Origin of the sequence: Streptomyces fuscichromogenes (assembly GCF_014645815.1) — a bacterium.
GTDB classification, from domain to species: domain Bacteria; phylum Actinomycetota; class Actinomycetes; order Streptomycetales; family Streptomycetaceae; genus Streptomyces; species Streptomyces fuscichromogenes.
The window spans coordinates 329,283-347,131 of record NZ_BMML01000004.1 but is presented as its reverse complement, the minus strand read 5'-3'; the positions used below and the strand labels follow the sequence as shown (position 1 = coordinate 347,131).

The 17,849-nt window shown below is 69.9% G+C and carries 13 protein-coding genes; 6 read left to right on the top strand and 7 right to left on the bottom strand.

Translation table 11 applies throughout. The features are described from left to right. Nucleotides 1-34 precede the first annotated feature (34 nt). Nucleotides 35-1,069: an alcohol dehydrogenase catalytic domain-containing protein gene (locus tag IEZ11_RS10990; protein ID WP_229712947.1), complete on the bottom strand. Its 1,035-nt coding sequence runs from the start codon at nt 1,067-1,069 to the stop codon at nt 35-37. Between the two features lie 163 nt (nt 1,070-1,232). Between IEZ11_RS10990 and IEZ11_RS10985 the strand changes: the two genes are divergently transcribed. Together IEZ11_RS10985 and IEZ11_RS10980 are read left to right on the top strand one after the other, a co-directional pair. Beyond that, the gene (locus IEZ11_RS10985) at nt 1,233-2,123 is read left to right on the top strand and encodes a LysR family transcriptional regulator (RefSeq protein WP_189262478.1); all 891 of its coding nucleotides are present in this window, start codon (nt 1,233-1,235) and stop codon (nt 2,121-2,123) included. A gap of 114 nt (nt 2,124-2,237) precedes the next feature. Beyond that, nucleotides 2,238-2,930, top strand: coding sequence for a GNAT family N-acetyltransferase (locus IEZ11_RS10980; RefSeq protein WP_189262477.1), 693 nt, complete (start codon nt 2,238-2,240; stop codon nt 2,928-2,930). A gap of 584 nt (nt 2,931-3,514) precedes the next feature. Here IEZ11_RS10980 and IEZ11_RS10975 read toward each other — a convergent pair. Beyond that, nucleotides 3,515-4,192 (bottom strand): TetR/AcrR family transcriptional regulator, encoded by a 678-nt coding sequence (locus IEZ11_RS10975; protein ID WP_229712946.1) that lies wholly within the window; start codon nt 4,190-4,192, stop codon nt 3,515-3,517. A 192-nt stretch (nt 4,193-4,384) separates the two neighbouring features. Here IEZ11_RS10975 and IEZ11_RS10970 point away from each other — a divergent pair, with 192 nt between their 5' ends. The 4 genes from IEZ11_RS10970 to IEZ11_RS10955 all read left to right on the top strand — a co-directional run bounded on the left by IEZ11_RS10970 (nt 4,385) and on the right by IEZ11_RS10955 (nt 7,055). Beyond that, complete coding sequence (locus tag IEZ11_RS10970; RefSeq protein ID WP_189262475.1) at nt 4,385-5,155, top strand: SDR family NAD(P)-dependent oxidoreductase; 771 nt, start codon at nt 4,385-4,387, stop codon at nt 5,153-5,155. Between the two features lie 222 nt (nt 5,156-5,377). Continuing rightward, nucleotides 5,378-5,647, top strand: coding sequence for an aldo/keto reductase (locus IEZ11_RS10965; protein WP_189262474.1), 270 nt, complete (start codon nt 5,378-5,380; stop codon nt 5,645-5,647). Continuing rightward, complete coding sequence (locus IEZ11_RS10960; RefSeq protein WP_189262473.1) at nt 5,644-6,423, top strand: SDR family oxidoreductase; 780 nt, start codon at nt 5,644-5,646, stop codon at nt 6,421-6,423. Before IEZ11_RS10965 ends, IEZ11_RS10960 begins: the two co-directional genes overlap by 4 nt. A gap of 50 nt (nt 6,424-6,473) precedes the next feature. Beyond that, nucleotides 6,474-7,055: a hypothetical protein gene (locus IEZ11_RS10955; RefSeq protein ID WP_189262472.1), complete on the top strand. Its 582-nt coding sequence runs from the start codon at nt 6,474-6,476 to the stop codon at nt 7,053-7,055. Here IEZ11_RS10955 and IEZ11_RS10950 read toward each other — a convergent pair. The 5 genes from IEZ11_RS10950 to acnA all read right to left on the bottom strand — a co-directional run bounded on the left by IEZ11_RS10950 (nt 7,000) and on the right by acnA (nt 17,717). Then, nucleotides 7,000-9,216 carry an alpha-galactosidase gene (locus IEZ11_RS10950; RefSeq protein ID WP_189262471.1) on the bottom strand — a complete coding sequence of 739 codons (2,217 nt, stop codon included), beginning with the start codon at nt 9,214-9,216 and terminating at the stop codon, nt 7,000-7,002. The genes IEZ11_RS10955 and IEZ11_RS10950 overlap by 56 nt on opposite strands. A 71-nt stretch (nt 9,217-9,287) precedes the next feature. Beyond that, nucleotides 9,288-11,909, bottom strand: coding sequence for a carbohydrate-binding protein (locus IEZ11_RS10945; protein WP_189262470.1), 2,622 nt, complete (start codon nt 11,907-11,909; stop codon nt 9,288-9,290). A 238-nt stretch (nt 11,910-12,147) separates the two neighbouring features. Beyond that, entirely contained in the window at nt 12,148-13,227 is a 1,080-nt protein-coding gene (locus IEZ11_RS10940) for a LacI family DNA-binding transcriptional regulator (RefSeq protein WP_189262469.1), read from the bottom strand. Nucleotides 13,228-13,283: 56 nt separating this feature from the next. Continuing rightward, a complete protein-coding gene (locus IEZ11_RS10935) occupies nt 13,284-14,498 on the bottom strand; it encodes an extracellular solute-binding protein (RefSeq protein WP_189262468.1) in 1,215 nt (404 codons plus the stop codon). 504 nt (nt 14,499-15,002) lie between these two features. Further along, the gene (gene acnA / locus IEZ11_RS10930; protein WP_189262467.1) at nt 15,003-17,717 is read right to left on the bottom strand and encodes an aconitate hydratase AcnA; all 2,715 of its coding nucleotides are present in this window, start codon (nt 17,715-17,717) and stop codon (nt 15,003-15,005) included. Between the last annotated feature and the right edge of the window lie 132 nt (nt 17,718-17,849).

Genomic DNA, 17,849 nt, shown 5'->3' with positions numbered 1-17,849 from the left:
CTACGACTCCGTTTCTCCGTTGGTGTGGCGGCGGTCAGGCGCCGGGGACGAGGACCATCCGGAAGCGGGCCTTGCCCTCTTGCTGGGTGTCGAGTGCCTGCTGTGCCTCCTCCAGCGGGACGGTCTGCACCCGGGGGCGGACACCGGTGGCGATCGCGAAGCGCATGGCCTGTTCGGTGTCCGCGGGGCTGCCGGTCAGGTGGCCGGTGACGCTGCGAGCGTCCATGACGAGCTTGGCCAGGGGCAGTTGGAGGGGGGTTCCGTCGAAGCCGACGACGGTGAGCCGCCCGTGCGGGGCCAGCCCGTCCACCAGCTCCGCCAGCGGCTTGCTGCTGGCGGCCGTGGACAGGATCAGCCGCGCCCCGCCCAACTGCCGTAGCGCGGCAGCGGGTTCCTGCCGCTCGGTGTCCAGGTAGTGCCGCGCGCCCAGTTCCTCGGCGAGCTTCCGCTTCTGCTCGCCCCGGCCGATCGCCACCGTCTCGAACCCCATCGCCGCGGCGAACTGCACCGCCAGATGCCCCAGACCACCGATCCCGAGGACGGCGACCAGGTCACCCGGCCCGGCACCGGAGTGCCGCAGGGCGTTGAAGGTGGTGACGCCCGCGCAGCCGAAGGGCGCGGCCTCCGCCGCGGACAGGCCCTCGGGGATCCGGGCGAGAGCGGCGGCGGGAACCGTGAGGGTGCTCGACCAACCGCCCGGATACGACATGCCCGGGATCTTCCGCTCGGGACAGTGGACGACATCGCCGGTACGGCAGGCGGAGCAGTGCCCGCAGCTGCCGCCGAACCATCCGACGGCCACCCGCTCCCCGACGTCCCACCCCCGCACCCCGGGGCCGAGCTCAGCGATCACGCCGGCGGCCTCGTGGCCCGGAGTGACCGGGAAGCCGGCCGCCGGAGCGGGATTGCGGACCGTGCCGATATCGGCGCCGCAGATGCCGGTCGCCTCCACGTCGATACGCACCTCACCGACCGAGGGCGGCCGCGCCGCGACCGGGACGACCCGTACGGAAGCCCCGGACTCCGCCACTTGTGCGGCCCTGTGACGGTGATGAGCGTTCGGGGACACGGAAACCCCTCCTCGAAATTAAAAGACGCGCATATCCACGGAATGCCTCGCGCGCGGCTCCGTCTGCACCGTAGAACCTCCCGGACGAGTCCGGTAGAGGATCATGGTGAATGGGGGTATAAAGAGCGGCTATAGCTCAGGCTCAGGCTCAGAGGAGAACAGCATGAACATCGAGGGGCTGCGCTACGCCCGTGCCGTCTCCGCGACGAAGTCGTTCAGCGCGGCCGCCCGAGCCTACGGCGTCACCCAGCCCGCTCTGTCCAACGGCATCGCTCGGCTGGAGCAGGAGCTCGGCGTGACGCTGTTCGAGCGCTCGCCGCGCGGGGTCCGGCCGACCGCGGAAGGCACCCGGATCCTGCTCATGATCGAGCAGGCCCTCGACGCCCTGGACGCGATCGTCGCCGAGGCCCGGCGGCTGACCCAGCCGGCGTCGGACACCATCCGCATGGGCGTCTCCCCGCTGATCGGGTCCGACCTCGTCGCCCTGGCCTTCGATGCCGCCCGCAACCTGGACCGGCCGCGCGACCTGGTCCTGCGCGAGGCGGATCTCACACATCTTCGCGAGGACCTCCAGGCCGGGAGCCTGGACATCCTCCTCGTACCGGCCGTACAGGCCATGCCCACGTTCCGGCATCGCGTCATCGCCCGCGAACCGGTCGTCGTGATCGACCCGGCCGACTCCCGGACCGAGACCCCGGTCGAGCTGCGGGCGGCGGCCGACGCCGCCTACATCCTCGTACCGGACAGCTGCGGACTGACCACCTTCACCACCGAGCTCTTCCGTGACCACGACCTGCCCTTGCGCACCTATCCCGGCGAGGCCTCCAACTACCGTGTGCTGGACGAGTGGGCACGGATGGGCGTGGGCGCCGCGCTGCTGCCCCAGTCCAAGATCACACACGACCACGGCTGCTCCCGTCCCCTCGTCCGGGCCGGTGCTCCGGTGGAGATCGCCTACGAGGCCGTCTGGGACAACGGCACTCCGCTCGCGGCCGACCTGGAGGACTTCGTCGCCGCCCTCAGCCTGCTTGCCGGCGAGGGCATGGGCGATTGACAGAGGTTATGCCTCCACTACTCTGGCGCAGCCAAGCGGATTCATTCGCGGGAATTCACGTCGCCGCCCTGGCATATCCGGGTCCACGAGACCGTCCGAGAAAGGCGCAGCACAATGACGAGCGCGGAAACCGCCGTACTCGACGACCCGGTGGGCGAGTCGCTGCGCGGCCACCACGCCGGCCTCGCCCGTCAACTCGGCCGGGCCGCGACGTACTTGCCGGGTGTCGCGACCTTCTCGGCGGTGCCCCCCGACGCGGATGCGGCGGACTGGGCCGACCTCGCCCGGCTGCTCGGTCCGGGCGGGTTCGCCGACATGTTCACCTGCTCGGTGACCCCGCCGTCGGACTGGGAGCCGGTCTTCGTCCTCGAAGGCCGGCAGATGATCTGCCCCGGTGACCGACTGAACCAGGCCGGTACCGACGGCGTGGCCGAACTCGGTGCGGCCGATGTGCCCGAGATGCTCGACCTCGTCGCACGGACCCGGCCGGGACCGTTCTGGCCGCGCACCCACGAACTCGGCACCTACCTCGGCATCCGCGTGGGCGGCCACCTCGTGGCGATGGCCGGGGAACGGCTCCGGCCGCCGGGGTGGAGCGAGATCAGCGCCGTCTGCACAGCGCCGGAAGCACGCGGGCAGGGCCACGCCGCCCGCTTGGTGAGCGCGCTCGTCGCGCGCGTCCTGGCCCGGGACGGACGTCCCTTCTTGCACGTGGCGGAGACGAACGCCGCCGCGATCGCACTGTACGAACGGCTCGGCTTCGAAAGCCGCACGCACGTGACCTTTCGAGGGTTCCGGACACCGTGAACGGTGAAGCAGAGGTCCAGGATCCAGGGCGGCTGCCCCGTCGCAGGTCTCCTGACGGTGCCCAACTCCGCAAGAGGACCGCGACTGCGCCGTCCAGACCCTGCGCGATCCCCTGTCCGTGATCGTGCGGCTCACCACATGAGTGATGACGCCCCGCGACACAGCTGACGCGCTGAGCCGCGGAAGCACGCTGATTCCCAAGCCCGTTGACCGACGGGCCGTTACTCGGACCTCAGCCGGTTCGTCGGCGGAGGGGGTCCGCATACTGCCGAGCGGTGCCTGCGTCGGCAGCATGCCGCCGCCTGGGCGGTGCATGGCCGCGACCGTCGGTCGTCGCCTGCGCGCCGTTCAGCACCGTGAGCGTGAGCCGTGCCGGTGCCGTGGGTGCGGTGCGCAGGGTCTGGGCGGAGGCGGCGCGTCCGGTCGCGGTCCGCGGGTTGCTGTCGGAGGCGGTCTCTTCCCAGACGTGAAGCGCCGTTCAGCCTTCGGTACCTGCTCCGGGGCGGCGGTCGCCGTGGCCGGACGCAATGGAGGGCGGGCGTGCCTGACGGGTGCAAGGCCGCCTTGAGGGCCGGTCGCCGGAATTACGAAGTGGCCTGTGCGTCGGTTCCGGTCGCCAGAGCGAGCAGGAGTGGCTTGGTCGCGATCGTCATTTCGGTCGGCGTTCGCGGGCATCCGCGCTGCAGCCAGTCGGTGGCCACGCCGATGAGCGCGCCGGCCACGAATGCCGCGGGCACGTCGTGCGGGATCACGGACGCGTCCGCGGTGTCCGGCGCCGCGGTGTCCGGCGCCGGGGTGTCGTCCGTGGCGGGAAGCTGCCCGGAGGTGTGGGCGGCCGCCATGGTGCGCAGCCGTACGTGCTCGATGACGCGGGCGCTTCCCGTCGGTCCGAGCAGGCTGCGGTAGAGGCCGGCGTGTTCGGCGAAGTGCGTGAAGAAGGCTGTCAGCGGCGGGTCGGGGTCCTCCGGGTCCCCTGGGTTCTCCGCGGGGGCCGACGGGTTCGCGCGGGACGGGTCGATGGTGAGGACCACCCCGATCAGGTCGTCGATCATCGAGGTGCATGCGGCCTCGGCCAGTTCGTGCACGTCCTGGTAGTGGGCGTAGAACGTCGAGCGGTTCACCTCGGCCCGGTCGACGACGTCGGCGACGCTGATCTGTGAGAGGTCGCGCTCCTCGACGAGGTCGATCAGGGCGCGCTGCAGGGCCGCCCGAGTGCGCCGTACGCGTCGGTCGCCCGGCTGGGCGCTGCTGCTCTTGGTCATGGACATCCTCCGTAGCCTATCGTGCCCCACCCCTAAAAGCCAACACATGTTGGTTTTCCATCGAGTGTTGGTAAACCAACAGATGTGGTTTAGCGTGGAGCCCGGAACGTCACCGCGACGGACAACGGCCTCATCCATGCCGTGGACCGACCAGGGAGCGGTGCACAGGCCACAGAGCAGAGGGAGAGGGACATGAAGGGTCTGAAGGGCAAGCGGATCGTCATCGCCGGGGCCACCGCCGGGATCGGGGCGGCAACGGCCGAGCGGCTCTCGGAGGAGGGTGCCTCGGTCGTCATCGGTGGCAGGGACCTCGATGCCGGGCAGGTGCTGGCCAAGCGTCTGAACGAGGCCGGCGGCAAGGCGATCGCGGTGAAGTTCGACCTCGCCGACGAGGACTCGATCAAGGCGCTCATCGACACCGCCGCCACCGAGTTCGGCGGGATCGACGGGCTGTTCAACGTCGGCGCCGAGCTCTCCGCCCAGCACCTGGCCCGGGACAGGAACCTGCTGGACATGGATGTGGCCGTGTGGCGGCGCACCTTCGAGGTGAACCTGTTCGGCTACGCCATCGCCATCCGTGAGGTCATCCCCCACCTGCTGCGGCAGGGCGGCGGGGCGATCCTCAACACCTCGGCGGGCGCGGCCTGGATCGGTGAGCCCGAGCGCCCGGCCTACGGGGCGTCCAAGGCCGCCATCAACTCGCTGGCCCGGCACGTCGCCTCCGCGTGGGGCAGGCAGAACATCCGCGCCAACACCCTCGGGGTCGGCGTGACCCTGACCGAGATCGCGAAGGAGCAGATCGGCGAGGAGTGGCAGGCCCGGATCCTGTCCACGATGCGCAGTCCGCGACTGGGCAGGCCCGCGGACGTGGCCGCGGCCGCCGCCTTCCTGCTGTCCGACGACGCGGAGTGGGTCAACGGGCAGGCCTGGGCGGTCGACGGCGGCCTGACCATCCGCGACTGAGGCGCCCCACGGACTGAACACGGCCGACCCGCAGTGCCGTCGAGGCGTCGTCCGGTCCAGGGCGGCCGAGTCCCGTCACCTCTCCCACGGTCTGCTCCGTGCCGGCCGGAACCGGGCCCTTGGCCCTTGGCCCTCGGGTCCACCGATCTCCGAAGGACCAGTTCGGTCCCGCACTTGAAAGATCTGGCATTCACGCAACGCAGGTATCTCGGTGCGACCGGTATGTCGGTCAGCACCCTCGCCCTGGGCACCATGAACTTCGGCGGCTGGGGCAACACCGACCGCGCCGAAACCGTCCGGATGCTCCGCGACGCCGTCGACGCCGGGATCGACTTCATCGACACCGCCGACACCTACAACGCCACCCCGCCCTCGATCACCGACCCCCGTCAGTGCCGTCGGTGGGTCGCCCGGCACCGCCGCGTCCAGGCCACCCCACCTGCTCACCATCCCCTTTGTGTAGCCGCAGTTCGAGAAATTGGAGTGTCATGAACCTCAACCTCACCAACAAGACCGCCGTCGTCACCGGCGCCAGCCGGGGCATCGGACTGGCCACCGTCCGGACCCTGGTCGGCGAGGGTGTCCGCGTCGTGGGCGCCGCCCGTACCGTCACGCCCGAGCTCAAGGAGACCGGCGCGCACGCGGTGGCAGCCGACCTGAGCACCGCGGAAGGGGTCTCCGCTCTTATCGACGGCGCGGTGGCCGAGCTGGGCGGCATCGATCTGCTGGTGAACAACGTGGGCGGCGGGGACGGGGCGACCGTCGGCTTCCTCGATGTCGCCGAGTCAGAGTGGACCAGCGCGTTCGACATGAACGTGCTCAGCACCGTCCGTGCCACCCGGGCGGCCCTGCCCAGCCTGATCGAGCGCCGGGGCGCGATCGTCAACGTCTCGTCCATCATGGCCCTGATGTCCGGGGGCTTCCCGCCCGCCATCAGCTCGGCCAAGGCGGCGGTCACCGCGATCGGCAAGGCGCTGTCCGAGGAGTTCGGTCCCCAGGGTGTACGGGTGAACACCATCTCCCCCGGCCTGGTCAACACCTCCGTCTACTCGGACCCCAACGGTGCGGTTGCCCAGTGGGCCGCCGCGTCCGGCATGAGCCTTGCCGACTTCCGCCAGCAGATGGTGAAGGGCCAGAACGTCACGACCGGCCGCATGACCGAAGCGGAGGAAGTGGCGGCCCTGATCGCGTTCCTCCTGTCCGACGTGGCCGGAAACATCACCGGCGCCAACTACGTCATCGACGGCGGCACCGTCAAGACCGTCTGAATCCGACGGGCGAAGCTGTTCCGAGTGAAGGCGAGAAGGTAATGGAATCGGTGGACCAGCGGCCTCAGGACGACGGACACGAACGGGAGAGGGACAACTGCATCCAGTTCTTCCTGGTGGACTTCCTCGGCTGGAACAACCGCAAGTGGGACATGCACGAGCACTACCACGCGTCCGATGTCTACGTGGAAATGATGGGAGTGGCGACCACCGGCGTCGAGAAGCACATCGCCGACATGCAGAACGTGATCGAGGAATACCCCGACATGCTGATCCGGCAGCACACCCCGCCGGTGGCCGAGGGGGAATGGACCGCGTCCGTCGTCCACCAGGTCGGCTTCGGCCCCGACGCCACGTCCACGGCGGCCGTCCACCGCCACCGCGGCGGGAAGATGGTCGAGGAGTACTGGTTCGGCCGGGCGCTGACCGAGGGTGAGCCGGACCGGTACGCCGGCGAAGAGCCGTTCCTCACGATCACCAGCCCCGACAGCCACCTGCTGCAGGTGTCGGTCGACGTACGGCCCGGCTGGAGTGTCGTCGTCCGCGGCAGCGAGGTGGGCCGGCGTTCGGCCACCTTCACCCGGCGGGAGGACGGCGAGGTCGTCGAGCAGCTCCGGTTCCTCGCGGCCTGAGCGGTACCTGCTCCCCTGAAGAGCGCGTCGCGACGGCTGGTTCTCGTACCAGGTGGACCAGCAGGGAGGCGTGGTCGTCGGCGGCCAGGTCCAGCGGCAGCCCGTGGGTGTGGAGCACGGCGCCGTGGTGGACGGCTCCGGTGGCGGTGTCGCGGTAGCGGGCCGAGGGGTCGAGGGCCCGCAGCGGCAGGGCGGGATCTTCGTGGCCGAAGCGCCGTGCGCGCCGCAGTGCGACGACCGCGGTCTCGGCGCCGTCGGGGGCCAGGTACTGCACGGCGGTCAACTCACCGTCCCCGAGCGGCCGCAGCCGGTACTGCTCGCCCAGCTGCACCAGGTGCCGTACGCCCTTGTACGCGCCCACGAGTTCGGCCGCCCGGGCCAGCTCGTCGCTCCCCCACCGGTTCAGGTCGCCGCCGATGCCCAGCACGCCGGTCATGGCGACATGGAAGCGGAAGTCCAGCGGCACGCGGCGTCCGGTGTACGGGTTGGGGCTGTCGGTCGCCCAGGCACCCATGATCCGGGCCGGGTACAGCTGGGAGAAGCCGTGCTGGATATCGATACGGTCCACGGCGTCGGTGTTGTCGGAGGCCCACACCTGGTCGGTGCGGGCGAGGATGCCCAGGTCGAGGCGGCCTCCACCGCTGCTGCACGACTCGATGCGCAGGTTCGGGTGGTCGGCCCGCAGTCGGTCGAGCAGGGCGTACAGGGCATGGACGTGATCGGTCCACAGTCGGTCGGGGTCACCCTCGGCATCGGGCCAACCGGCTTCGGTGAAAGGCCGGTTCATGTCCCACTTGAGGAAGTCGACGGCGTTCTTCGACAGCAGGTCGTCGAGGGTGCCGTGCAGCCAGGCGGCGACGTCCGGGCGGGCGAGGTTGAGGACCAGCTGGTTGCGGTGCTCGGTGCGGCGGCGGTGCGGGTGGTGGAGTACCCAGTCGGGGTGGGCGCGGTAGAGGTCGCTGTCGGGGTTGACCATCTCGGGTTCGACCCACAGGCCGAACTGCATGCCGAGGTCGTGGACCCGGTCGATGAGGGGGGTGAGGCCGTCGGGGAAGCGGCCGGGGTTGGGGGTCCAGTCACCGAGCCCGGCGGCGTCGTGGGTGCGGGCGCCGAACCAGCCGTCGTCCATGACGAACAGCTCCGCGCCGAGCGCCGCGGCCTTCTCCGCGAGCTCGATCTGGGCGGTGACCTCGATGTCGAACTCGGTGGCCTCCCAGGAGTTGTACAGGACGGGCCGCACTTCGTCCGGGTGCGGCAGGACGTGATCGCGGACGTACCGGTGCCACAGACGGCTCGCCGCGCCGAAGCCGCCCTCGGTGTACGCGCCCGCGCAGACCGGCGTGACCAGTTCCGCGCCGGGCGCCAGCTCCTGCGTGACGGGGTCGTGCCCGAAGCCCGCCGACACGGTGACCCGCTCGGTGGGCAGCCGCTGTGCCGTCAGCCGCCAACTCCCGCTCCAGGCAAGGGCACAGGACCAGACGCGGCCGTGCTCCTCGCTCGCGCCGCCGTCGTCGATCATCGCCCAGGGGTTGGCCTGGTGGCTGGTCGTACCGCGACGGCTGGTGGTCACCGTCTCGCCGTACGGCAGCGTGGTGCGCGCCAGCTGGGTCTCGGCCGACCACTGGCCCCGGACCTGGCTCAGCCGGTAGTCCCGCAGCCGGGGCAGGACCCAGGTGGCCGAGTCGGCGCGGGCGACGGTGACCGGGCCGTCGGCCGCACTGCCGGTGTGGCGCAGGACGAGGTGGCGTTCGAGCACGTCCGTGCCGGCGCGCAGCCGGTAGTGCGTCTCGACGGTGAGCGGGTAGTGCCGGTCGGCGAACCGCAGCACCAGTTCCCCGCCCTGGTCTGCGGATTCGGCGGATTCGGCGAGCCGGAGTTCGAGGTCGCGCACGCCGTCCGGGAAGCGGACCTGGAGGCCCGCGTGGGCGTAGCGCATGGCGCCGGCGGGGTCGAGATCGAGGGTGCCGTCCGCCGGGTCCTCGCAGGAGCGGCGGCCGGGTGCCGGGTACCGGAGCAGGGACACGGCTTGGTCGAGGGTGAGGCGGGGGCCCCAGTGCAGGCCGCGCAGTCGGTGGTCGTCGTCGAGGTGGAGGACGTAGCTGGAGCCGGGTCCGGACAGGACCCAGAGCCGGTGCTCGGGGTCGTGAGCGATGCTCGGCATGGCGGCCTTTCGGTGCTGAGGGGGGTGGGGCGGCGGGGACGGGGGGAGCCGTCCCCGCCGCGTCGGCCGTGTCAGCCGTTCACGGGGGCGACTTCGACGTAGTCGAAGTCGGGTGCCCAGGAGGAGGAGTTGGAGAACTTCAGGGTGTTGGTACCGGAGTTGAGGGTGACGGTGATCGGCAGGGTCCAGTAGTCGGTCCAGCTGTAGGTGTTGCGGAAGGTCAGCGTGGTGGCGGTGCCCCCGTTGACCGACAGCTGGGCGGTGCGGGACTCGACGTTGGTGTTGTAACTGTCGGAACCCGCACGGTCGTTCTGGGCGTAGTGGACGACGACGGTGTACCGGCCGGCCGCGGACGCGCTCACGCTGCCGAAGGTGAGCGTGTTGGAGCTGCTGTTCCCGACGTAGCCGACGTTCTTGCCGCCCGAGGCCCAGGTGTCGGACTGGGCCTTGGCCGCGCCGGCCAGGGTGGCGCTCTCCGCCTCGTACGTGGTGACGCCGGTGGTGTCACCGGAGCCGTCCACCTTCAGGTCGCGCAGCGTCAGCGAGGTGCCGCTGTTCGGGCTGACCGCGATCCGGTTGATGCCGGCGGTCAGGTACAGCCTGGTGCTGGAGGTGGTGGCCGAACCGCCCGAGGAGGCGTAGGTGGCGACCGTGGTGCCGTTCAGGGCGAGCGCGGTGCTGCCGCCGGACGAGGTGTAGTCGGTCTTGACGGTGTAGTAGCCGTCGGTCGGGGCGTAGGCGTCGAAGGTCGCCTTGTCCCCGCTCGCCATGACCAGGGCGCCGGTACCGGTCTCTCCGACGTCGGTGTACGAGTACGACGGGCTGCCGCTGACGTCGGCGAGCGTGGCCTCGTACGCCGTCTCGGGGGTGCTCGGTACGGCGGTCAGGTCGATCTTGTCGAGGGTGACCTGCCCGGCGGAGGTGCCGAGCGTGGAGTCGGCGACGGCGAGCGAGATGCTGTGGCCGCCCGCGGTCAGGGTGACCGGGACGGTGACGGTCGAGCGGTACTGCCAGTTCAGCGTCGACGGATAGGTCACGAACTGCGGGTTCGCGCCGTCGATGCGCAGCACCTGCTGGGAGGGCGAGCCGTTCTCATTGCCGTAGAAGATGCGCAGGTTGTACGTGCCGGCGGACGGGACGCTGGTGGTGAAGACCACCTTGCTGTCGCTCGCGGTCAGGTAGCCGACGTCCTTGGTGCCGGAGGTGGCGTACTTCTGGGCGGTGGAGTAGCTGTCCCCGGTGGCCTGGGTGACGACGGTGCCGTCGGTGATCGCCGCGCTCTCCGCCTCGTAGGAGGAGTACGACGGGACGCTGGGCGCGGTGGCGGTGCCGCCGCCGTTCGGGGTGACCGTGATGCGGTAGGCGGACATGGAGTTCAGGCCGGTCAGCGGGACGGTGACGGAGCCGCTCGAAGGGGTGTAGGCGGCTCGGGACACGGTCTGCGGGGGTGCGGAGGCGCCTTCGTAACCGCTCCAGTCCAGGGCCTGGACGGTGACCTCGACCTTGCTGCCGAAGGTGGCACTGGGAATGTTGTTGATGACCACGTTGGTGTCGGCCGCGGAGCCGCCCACGATGACCTGGGCCTGCTTGCGGCCGGTGTCGAGGGAGGCGATGCCCTGGAGCGTGTCCTGGACGTTGGCCTGCGGCGGAGTGGCCTTGACGGTCTGCCCGGTCATCTGGGCGTACCAGTGCCAGAACCACCACGATCCGTTGGGGACGTTGGTGTGCACGGTGTTGCCGGACATGTTGCCGGCGATGTCCCAGTACGGCTGCTGGGCGTAGACCTTGGTGTCCTCGAACATCGCGACCCACTGGATCATCTGTCCGGGCACCGACAGGTCGCGCCGGTTGGCGTACTCGTCGATGTTGACCGTGAGGGGGCTGATGGACCGGGCGGTCTCCAGCGCGCGGTAGGCGGTGTAGTGGCCGCGGTAGTTGGCCAGCGAGGTCGGTCCCAGCTCGTGCCAGGTGAAGACGTCCGGCAGTTGGCTGTTGGCCTTGGCGTAGGTGAGGAAGTCGCCGAAGAACTTGCTGTTCCAGTTGGCCGTGTTGGGCCCGGCTATCTTGGCGTCCGGGTAGTCGCTCTTGATGCGCGCGTAGACGGTGCTCCAGTCCGACTCGAAGGACGCGAGCGCCGAGGCGTAGGTGGTGGAGTTCGAACTGCCCAGCCCCGTGTACCAGTTGCCGTCGGGTTCGTTGAACGGGACGAAGACCACCTTGCTCGCGTACGAGGTCGCCTTGACCGCGTTGACCGCGGTGTCGACCTTGGTGAGGTAGTCGCTGATGCCGTTGTTCTGGTACGGCCAGTCCGAGTACTCGTCCTGGATGTTGGTGTACATCGTGCCGCCGCCGTTGCGGAAGAACGAGGGCGCGACGGCCAGGATGTCGCCGTTGGGGTGCTGAGCGCCGCCCGGGGGCTTCTGCGAGCCGGTGGTGAGCTTGAGCGGCGCGAGCAGGTTGTCACCCGGCACGCCCTCGTCGCTCTGGCCGTAGAGGGCGCCGTTCGAGCCGTGCAGGACGGCCCCGGTGGTGGTCCCGAGGTCCACGGTGAAGTTCTGGGTGGCCGCCGCGGCTGTCTGGGGCACGGCAAGGCCGGTGCCGACGAGCGCGGCGACGGCCAGCAGCGCTCCGGTCAGGGATGTTCTCGTACGGCGGCCGGGCGGCTGCGCCGCCGGGGAGGTTCGGAGTGGCATGGAGACCTGGCTTTCCCCTCCCGCCACGCTGCGGGAGGTCGGATGGTAGGGCCGGGCGCGAGATGTTATCGCTCACATCCCCCGCGGAAGGAGCGGTGCGGCTCACTCGTACGCCCCAGGCGACGGATTCGGCGCCGTCGGGGTGAAGGCCCTGCGAGGCGGGTCGGGTCGGGTCGGAAGAGGGATTTCCTGCGGACGGGCCGGCGTGGCCGAGCGGGGAGGATCCGCCAAGCGGATCTCAGTGGGAACGGTGCGGTGCCACTCCGGTGCTCTCGCGGACGATCAGCTCGGGCTCCGCCCACAGCGGCGGCGCCGGGGCGTTCTCCGGATCGAGCAGCCGGTGCAGCATGCCGAACGCGCCGCGTCCGAGCCCCTCGAAGTCCAGCCGTACGGTGGTCAGCGCCGGGTGGGTGTACCCCGCGTAGAGAGCGTCGTCGAAGCCGACCACGCTCAGGTCGCCCGGCACGTCCCGCCCTGCTTCCCGTGCCGCGCGCAACACGCCCAGCGCCAGTTCGTCGTTGCCGCAGAGCACCGCGGTGACCTGCGGATCGGCGACCAGGGCGCGGGCGGCCAGGTACCCGGATCGCGGGCTCCAGCCGCCTTCGAGCGGTGCGGGGACGGGCCTTCCGGCAGCCACCAGGGCGTCCCGCCAGCCCTCGGTGCGCTGGCCGACCCTGGTCGTGGAGGACGGGATCGCCATGTGGTGGACGGTGCGATGACCCAGGCTGAGCAGGTACCGCGTGGCCTGTGCCGCCGCCATGCGGTCGTCCAGCCACGCCTCGGGCCGGCTGCCGGTCGGCTCCTCCTGCGGACGCTCCACCATGGCGGCCGCCGGGTACTCCGCGGGCAGGGCGCGCCAGGCGCGCTCGCCGGGCGCGTTGAAGGCGATGACCAGGACCGGCTCCCCCGGCCTGGCGAACCTGCTCGCCACGTCGTCCGGCGTCAACGGGGCGTCCTCGTCCAGGACGCTGATCGCGACCGCGAAGTCGGCCGCCCGCGCCGCCTCCTCGATGCCCCGCAGCGCCAGGGACGCCCCGTACAGGGTGGTGTCCGAGGTGAGTACCGTCACCGAGCGCACCACTCCCCCGGCCAGCGCCCGGGCGAGCCGGTTGGGCTTGTAGCCCAGTTCGTCGATGGCATCCAGCACCTTCTCCCGGGTGGCCTTGCTCACCCTCGGGCGACCGTTGACCACCCGGGAGACGGTCTGGTGGGAGACCCCGGCCGCCTTGGCCACGTCGAAGATGCTGGCCGAACGGTGCCGGTCGGCACTCTGCTCGGAGGGTTCCTGGTCGGAACGGTCCGGGGCCGGCTTCTGCATGGTGATGAACTCCTGGCGGACGGTGGGACGTGCGGGCGGCGGTCAGAGGGTGCGGGCTACTTGATCGCCGCGTTGGACTCCTCGTTCACGGAGTCGGCCGCCTTCCGGGGCGACTGCTGTCCGAGCCAGACCTGGTTGAAGGCGTCCTGGACCTTGACGTTATAGGTCGCGGACGAGGTGGTCAGCGGGTAGCCGATCGTGGTGCCCCCGGCCTCCTTCGGGTGCTTGCTGCCGGCGTACAGGGCATTGCTGAGCCCGTTGTACACCGTGCCCTTGCCGACCGGGCCACCGGGCAGCTCGGCCACTCCGAAGTCGCCCATCATCGAGGACTGGTAGGCGTTGAGGTCCCAGCTGCCGTCCCACACGACGGCCGCCTGCCTGCGGGCCATGACCTGCGGCGGGGCGGCCCCGTTGGGGGGCGTGGCCGCGTCCCACCGGTCGGTCTGGCCGTTGGGCGAGGACAGGGCGAGGCCGTACTGCTTGACGTGCTTGGCGTCGAAGCCGGCCTCGTTCGGGTGCTTGCCGTTGGCGTCGATCGTCAGCTTCTGCAGCGCCTTGACGAAGGTGCCGCCGTCGCCGGTGTTCCAGGACGTGCCGCCGAGCTGGTCCTGGGTCAGCCCGGCCGTCTTCAGCATGGTCCTGTTGTAGATCCGGGCGATGGTGTCCCAGTCCTTCGGCAGACCGTACTGCTTGCCGTCCTGCTGCCAGCCCGCCAGCAACTTGGTGTCGTAGATCGACGTGTCCAGCCTGTCGCCCTTGATGTACGGCGTCAGGTCGGTGCGCACACCCTGCTGGGCGAACTGCGGGAAGTACGCGACGTGGTCCCAGAAGACGTCGGGCGCGGCCAGCAGGAAGAGCATCGCGTAGCCGGTGTACTGCCAGATGTTCACGGAGGCCATCACCGGCATCGCCCAGGTCGTGGACGACAGCCAGGCCGGGCCGTCCACGCCGAACAGCGACAGGAACGGGTTGATCACGCCGTGCTGCGGGTCGAACGCCCAGCTCCACACGATGCCCAGGGCGACCGGCATGGCCATCCACGGCAGCACGAACAGCACGCGGAAGACCTTGCCGCCCTTGAGCCGGCGGTTCATCGCGAGGGCGAGCAGCAGGGCCGGCACGGTCTGCGCCGGGATGTTCAGCACGACGTGGTAGAGGGTGTTGCGCACCGAGCGCCACACCTCGCTGTCGCCCGTCATCTCGCGGTGGTTGGCCAGCCCGACGAAGCGCGGCGACCCCATCAGGTTCCAGTCGAAGAAGCTGATCACCACGACCCCGACGATCGGGGTGAGGAGGAGGAGCAGGAACCCGGCCAGGCTCGGCGCGAGCAGGACGTACGCCTCGACGGTCGTACGGATGCGGCTCCGCCTCCGGCGCCGCGCGCCGTCGCCGGCCGGGGAGGGAGCGGCCTCGGAGGAGCCACGGTCGGCTGCCGGTCTCGATACGACAACGGTTAGCGATCACATCTACGCTCCGGAGAAGCGGCTCAATCGAATGCACTAGAGCGAGGGCGAGGGAGTTCACATGAGCTGAAACTGGTGGAAACGGCTCAAGATGCTGCTGCGGGGTGATGCGGCGGCACGTGCGAATGAGAGTGTGAGCGCTAACATCCAGGAGGGTCAAGAGGTGACACGTACCGGCCACTACTCGATCAGCATGAAACGGCAAGCGCCCCGCCGGGCCGAAGCCTGGCGGGGCGCTTGTGCGAGACTCTGGTGTGACCGCCGGTAGCAGCGAGTCAGCGACCAGATCCTCTGGTGTCCGAGCCGATCAGCTCAAGAAGCGACAAGCTGGCGCAGCACGTACTGCATGATGCCGCCGTTGCGGTAGTAGTCGGCCTCACCGGGGGTGTCGATCCGGACGACCGCGTCGAACTCGACGCCCGTGTCGGTGGTGACCTTGACCGTGCGCGGGGTGGTGCCGTTGTTGAGCTCCTCGACGCCGGTGAAGGAGAAGGTCTCCTCGCCGGTCAGACCGAGGGACTCGGCGTTGGCGCCCTCCGGGAACTGCAGCGGCAGCACGCCCATGCCGATGAGGTTCGAGCGGTGGATGCGCTCGTACGACTCGGCGATGACGGCCTTCACGCCGAGCAGCGCGGTGCCCTTGGCGGCCCAGTCGCGGGACGAGCCGGAGCCGTACTCCTTGCCGGCCAGGACGACCAGCGGGATGCCCTGCTCGATGTAGTTGCGGGAGGCGTCGTAGATGAACGCCACCGGCGCGTCTGCCTGGGTGAAGTCCCGGGTGTAACCGCCTTCCGTCCCCGGCGCGATCTGGTTGCGCAGGCGGATGTTGGCGAACGTGCCGCGGATCATGACCTCGTGGTTGCCTCGGCGGGAGCCGTAGCTGTTGAAGTCACGACGCTCCACACCGTGCTCGGTGAGGTACGTACCGGCCGGGGTGTCGGCCTTGATGGCACCGGCGGGCGAGATGTGGTCGGTGGTGACCGAGTCGCCGAGCTTGGCGAGGACGCGGGCGCCGGCGATGTCGGTGACGGGCGACGGCTCGTGCTGCATGCCCTCGAAGTAAGGGGGCTTGCGGACGTAGGTGGACTCGGCGTCCCACTCGAAGGTGTTGCCGGTCGGGACCGGGAGGGACTGCCACTGGGCGTCACCGGCGAAGACGTCGGCGTAGGACTTGTTGAACATGTCCTCGCCGATCGCGTTGGCGACGACGTCGTTGACCTCGGCCTCGGTCGGCCAGATGTCGGCCAGGTAGACCGGCTTGCCGTCCTGGTCGGTGCCGAGGGCGTCCTTGGTGATGTCCACCTTCATGGAGCCCGCGAGCGCGTAGGCGACCACCAGCGGCGGGGAGGCCAGGTAGTTCATCTTGACGTCGGGGTTGATCCGGCCCTCGAAGTTCCGGTTGCCGGAGAGGACCGAGGTCACGGCCAGGTCGTGGTCGTTGACCGCCTTGGAGACCTCCTCCGGCAGCGGGCCGGAGTTGCCGATGCAGGTGGTGCAGCCGTAGCCGACGAGGTTGAAGCCGACCTTGTCGAGGTAGGGGGTCAGGCCCGCCTTCTCGAAGTAGTCGGTGACGACCTTGGAACCCGGGGCGAGGGTGGTCTTGACCCACGGCTTGCGGGTCAGGCCCTTCTCGACCGCCTTCTTGGCCACCAGGGCGGCGGCGACCATGACGTACGGGTTCGAGGTGTTGGTGCAGGAGGTGATGGCCGCGACGGTGACGGCGCCGTGGTCGATCTCGTACGTGGTGCCGTCGGGGGCGGTCACGGTGACCGGGTTGGTCGGCACGCCGTTGGCGGACGCCGGGGCGTCGGAGGCCGGGAAGGACTCCTTGCCCGCCTCGTCGGCGGTGTCCACGTAGTTGCGGACGTCGGTCTTGAACTGCTCGGCGGCGTTGGCGAGGACGATACGGTCCTGCGGGCGCTTCGGGCCGGCGATCGAGGGGACGACCGTGGAGAGGTCCAGCTCCAGCTTCTCGGAGAAGTCGGGCTCGGCCTTCGGGTCCAGCCAGAGGCCCTGCTCCTTGGCGTACGCCTCGACGAGCGCGACCTGCTGGGCGTCACGGCCGGTCAGACGCAGGTAGTTCAGGGTCTCGTCGTCGATCGGGAAGATCGCGGCGGTGGAGCCGAACTCCGGCGACATGTTGCCGATGGTGGCGCGGTTGGCGAGGGAGGTGGCGGCCACGCCCTCGCCGTAGAACTCGACGAACTTGCCGACGACGCCGTGCTTGCGCAGCATCTCGGTGATGGTGAGGACGAGGTCCGTGGCGGTGGTGCCCGGCTTGAGCTCACCGGTCAGCTTGAAGCCGACGACGCGCGGGATGAGCATGGAGACCGGCTGGCCGAGCATCGCGGCCTCGGCCTCGATGCCGCCGACGCCCCAGCCGAGCACGCCGAGGCCGTTGACCATGGTGGTGTGCGAGTCGGTGCCGACCAGGGTGTCCGGGTAGGCCTGGCCGTTCCGGACCATGACCGTACGGGCCAGGTGCTCGATGTTCACCTGGTGGACGATGCCGGTGCCCGGGGGGACGACCTTGAACTCGTCGAACGCGGTCTGGCCCCAGCGCAGGAACTGGTAGCGCTCCTTGTTGCGGCCGTACTCCAGCTCGACGTTCTGCTTGAAGGCGTCGTTGGTGCCGAACTTGTCGGCGATGACGGAGTGGTCGATGACCAGCTCGGCCGGGGCCAGCGGGTTGATCTTCGCCGGGTCGCCGCCGAGCTCCTTGACGGCCTCACGCATGGTGGCGAGGTCGACGACGCAGGGCACGCCGGTGAAGTCCTGCATGATCACGCGGGCCGGCGTGAACTGGATCTCCTGGCTGGGCTGGGCCTGCGAGTCCCACCCGCCGAGGGCGCGGATGTGGTCGGCGGTGATGTTCGCGCCGTCCTCCGTGCGGAGCAGGTTCTCCAGCAGCACCTTCAGGCTGTACGGAAGGCGAGCCGAGCCTTCCACCTTGTCCAGCCGGAAGATCTCGTACGACTCGTCGCCCACCTGCAGCGTGCTGCGGGCGTCGAAGCTGTTCGCCGACACGACAGTCTCCTTCATTGATGTGCGCGTACCACCGTCAATCGTGCCGCCACGCCGACTTGGCCGATCCAGTAAGGTCAGGCTAATTAGGCATGCCTTACCGGAGTGGCGGCTGCGGTGCACTTAGGCAGATAT